The 2,271-nt window shown below is 54.2% G+C and carries 2 protein-coding genes; one reads left to right on the forward strand and one right to left on the reverse strand.

Going from position 1 to position 2,271, the window contains the following annotated elements:
- Window positions 1–91 precede the first annotated feature (91 nt).
- Window positions 92–1,600 carry a group II intron reverse transcriptase/maturase gene (gene ltrA / locus LLF79_RS26730; protein ID WP_001189111.1) on the reverse strand — a complete coding sequence of 503 codons (1,509 nt, stop codon included), beginning with the start codon at window positions 1,598–1,600 and terminating at the stop codon, window positions 92–94.
- A 428-nt stretch (window positions 1,601–2,028) separates the two neighbouring features.
- On the opposite strand from ltrA, the gene LLF79_RS26735 reads away from it, so the two are divergent.
- Window positions 2,029–2,271: hypothetical protein (locus LLF79_RS26735; RefSeq protein WP_071988032.1), on the forward strand; the 243-nt coding region annotated here is incomplete at its 3' end.

The following is a 2,271-nucleotide window of genomic DNA, read 5'->3' on the forward strand; positions in this document are numbered from 1 at the left end:
AGTAGAGTAAGAGGCAGGGCGTAGTCGGACTATTTCCCTGCCTCTCCTCCCCGAACCGGACGTGCACCTTTCAGCGCATCCGGCTCTCCATTTAAATGCTGGCGAACGCCATTGCCACTTCTGTAAAGCGCGATGTATACGTGTTTCTGGTCTCCGTCCTCAGATAGGGATTACCTTCGGGTAGCCGCCAGCGGAACAGCTTCTTGCCTTGCCCCACCAACCGGTACAGTATTTCGCCGCTGAGCTTGCCGTGATTGGTTTTACCAAATAAAACCCACGTTTTGCTCTGACCCGGTTTCGGTGATTTACACCACCACCTCATCAGGGAAGCGATACCTGTACGGTATTTGCGGGCCAGCCAGTGAGCCAGCTTCCAGAACACGACACGGTCGATATAACTGAAGACTTTGGCCTTAAAATCAACGAACTGATAGAACATGGCCCAGCCTTTCAGTTTTCGGTTGAGTTGTTCAGCCATATCGACTTTGCTTTCACTGTAGTTGCCTGATAACAGTGCTGTCAGCGATGCGGCGAAGTTTCTGGCTTTCTCCTGCGGGATCGTTGAGACCACTCGCATCTCGCCATAACGACTGCGTTTGCGAATGATCCTGTGCCCCAGAAAGATAAAGCCGTCATTAACATGGGTGATTTTAGTCTTATCCATGTTCAGCCTGAGTTTCAGACTGCCTTCGAGCACACCCCGACACTCCTCCCTGATGGCTTCCGCCTGTGCTTTGGTGCCTTTGACGATGAGGACAAAATCATCGGCATAGCGGCAGTACGCCACCGCGGGTTTCCACTGCCAGTTTTCTCTGACCGCCGTACTTCGGCCCCGTTGGATACTGTTATTCCAGTACCACCGATCTTTTCTGGCTTTCCCGCTCAGGTAGCGCTCATGCAGGTATTGATCGAACTCATTCAGCATGATGTTCGATAATAGCGGCGATATAACACCGCCCTGTGGTACACCTTCACTGGCCGCCCGAAAGAGACCGACATCGATATGTCCCGCCTTGATGGTTTTCCACAGCAGAGTCATGAAACGTGCGTCACTGATCCTGCGGCGTACAGCCTTCATCAGCAGTCGATGATGTACGGTGTCGAAGTAACTGGACAGGTCGCCTTCAATCACCCAGCGTCCCCGGGTTTCACCACAGTCTGTGAGCTGTAATTTCACCGTGCGGATCGCGTGGTGGACACTGCGCTCAGGCCGGAAGCCATATGAGAGCGTATGAAAATCACTCTCCCATATCGGCTCCATCGCCATCAGCATGGCCCGCTGAACAATACGATCCCGCAACGCGGGGATACCCAGTGGTCGCAGTTTGCCGTTGCTTTTAGGGATGTAAACCCGTCTGGCGGGCAAGGGCTGGTAGTGGCCTGAGAGTAATTCATCCCTGAGGATTTGCAGCTCAACAGCCAGTCTGGCCTGTAGCATTGTTTTGTTCACGCCATCAACGCCGGGGGTATGGGCCCCCTTTGATGAAAGCGTGATCCGCGCCGCTTCAGCCAGCCATTCTGGTTGTGTTATCAGACGCAGCAGCCGTTGAATCCGTAGGGACGGATCGGTGGCTGCCCATGTGGCAAGCTTGCGTTGCATTTCGCTGATTATCAAAGGTCTTCACCTCGTTAGGTCAGTTAATTCACGTCGCAAACACATTCAAACTGCTTCCCTTCGCCATGTAATGGGCTTTCCCCATCGCGGACTACTACGGAAGCTCCGCCAGCCAGCGCGTCATCGGAGCCATGCCCCCTTAACATCCGTCGCTGACCTTCCCCGGTTTACCTGCCTGGACTCAGGCATACTGAGGAGGCTGCCCGTCGCACTCTTTATCCTTGCTTGCCGCAAGTTGGCAGAAGTCAGCATCGCAAGCGTGATAGACGCTGCTGCCCCGGTGTTTCGCATACATGTCAAAACACCTTCGACCGGCAGTGCTTACGTATCACTGCCAGTTCCTCCTGCACGGCCTGTCAGATCACGTAGGCCGTGGTGACGTTTTCAACCCACAGAGGCGGATTAACGGGTTCATGTTCTTCAGCCTTTCAGTACTTAACCTTGAGGATCATCTCGGCTTAGTGATCTCGCCTCAATCCCCGTTGTCAGCGGGTTACATCACCCTGCGGGCATGCCGCAGGTCACTGCCGCTCAGGTTCTCCACCGTCACACCCGGTGGGATTGTTGGGTTTCTCATCGTGAGTTACCGGTTCAATATTCCAGACAGACTCGCGGTTCATTTAAGCATCCATGCCCGCCCTGAACTCCGGGCACAC

The organism is Enterobacter cloacae complex sp. 2021EL-01169 (assembly GCF_020733125.1).
Taxonomy (GTDB): Bacteria; Pseudomonadota; Gammaproteobacteria; order Enterobacterales; family Enterobacteriaceae; genus Enterobacter; species Enterobacter roggenkampii.

Coding starts and splice junctions, on each gene's coding strand:
- ltrA (WP_001189111.1), bottom strand. CDS start 1,600: ATGCAACGCAAGCTTGCCACATGGGCAGCCACCGATCCGTCCCTACGG.